This window comes from Streptomyces sp. NPDC007025 (assembly GCF_042869455.1).
Classification (GTDB): domain Bacteria; phylum Actinomycetota; class Actinomycetes; order Streptomycetales; family Streptomycetaceae; genus Streptomyces.
Genome location: NZ_JBIAFT010000032.1, coordinates 1 through 1,465 on the forward strand (window position 1 = coordinate 1; position 1,465 = coordinate 1,465).

A 1,465-nucleotide genomic window follows, 5' to 3' on the forward strand; every position below is an offset into this window, starting at 1 on the left:
CCCCATTACCTTTTTCGTGGCCCCGCAACGGGGCTCCCGGCCTCTGGAGCTGGCATGACTGTGTCCCCCTGTCGAACGCATGGCCCGGGGGGTGGTGTCACCAGCTCCGGAGGCATCGACAGACCGCTGATTAGGGACATGACCACCGGCTTCTTCGCAGGTCGGGAGGCTCTTCGTAATGTGGATGTGGCGATCGGTGCCGTGCCAAGGCCGGGCGAGGACGACCGGAGACTGCACGTGATCGACATCAGCGACATCGGCGTCTTCCTGGGCCTGGACGTCGGCAAGGGCGAACACCACGCCACCGCCGTCACCCCGGCCGGGAAGAAGGCGTTCGACCGGCGGCTGCCCAACAGCGAACCCAAACTCCGCGAGGTTTTCAGCAAGCTGACCGCGAAGCACGGCACCGTGCTCGTGGCCGTCGACCAGCCGGCCTCCATCGGGGCCCTGCCCATCGCGGTCGCCCGCGACATGGGCTGCGAGGTCGCCTACCTTCCCGGACTGACGATGCGGAGGATCGCCGACCTCTACCCCGGTGAGGCCAAGACCGACGCCCGTGACGCTTTCGTCATCGCGGACGCCGCCCGTTCCATGCCTCACACCCTCCGCGCGATCGCCCTCGAGGACGAGGCGGTCGCCGAGCTGGAGATGGTCGTGGGCTTCGATGACGACCTCGCCGGCGAGGCGACCAGGATCAGCAACCGCCTCCGCGGCCTGCTCACCCAGATCCACCCGCACCTCGAGCGCGTCCTGGGCCCGCGCATCCAGCACCCGGCCGTCCTCGCCCTGCTCGACCGGTTCGGTTCCCCGGCCCAGATCCGCAAGGCCGGACGTCGGCGGCTCATCAGCCTCATGCACCCCAAGGCCCCACGCATGGCCGAACGGCTCGTCGGGGACATCTTCACCGCGCTCGACGAACAGACCGTTGTCGTTCCCGGCACCGACGCGGCCGCACTGATCGTCCCGAGCCTGGCCGGCTCGCTCCAGAACGTGCTCGACCAGCGGAAACTGCTGGCCACCAGGATCGAGGAACTCCTGGAGGCCCACCCTCTTTCCCGGGTCCTGACGTCCATGCCCGGCATCGGCGTCAGGACCGGAGCCAGGATCCTCATCGACGTGGGCGACGGCAGCGGCTTCCCGACAGCCGCCCACCTCGCCGCTTACGCCGGCCTCGCCCCGGCGACCCGCAGCTCGGGGTCCTCGATCCGGGGCGAACAGCCGTCCCGGCGAGGAAACAAGCAACTCAAACGGGCCTTCTTCCTGTCCGCGTTCGCGGCCCTGTCCGAGCCCAGATCCAGGACCTACTACGACAAGAAGATCGCCCAGGGCAAGCACCACACCCAAGCCCTCCTCTGCCTCGCGAGACGACGAGCCGACGTGCTCTTCGCGATGCTCCGCGACGGCACCTTCTACAACCCCCAACCAGCCCCTACAGGTTGACGAAACCCATAGGGACACCCCCCCG

Annotated in this window: 1 protein-coding gene; it reads left to right on the forward strand. The window is 68.5% G+C overall.

The window, feature by feature from the left end; translation table 11 throughout:
* Positions 1-237 precede the first annotated feature (237 nt).
* Complete coding sequence (locus ACFYMO_RS31665) at positions 238-1,440, forward strand: IS110 family transposase (RefSeq protein WP_388550934.1); 1,203 nt, start codon at positions 238-240, stop codon at positions 1,438-1,440.
* Positions 1,441-1,465 lie beyond the last annotated feature (25 nt).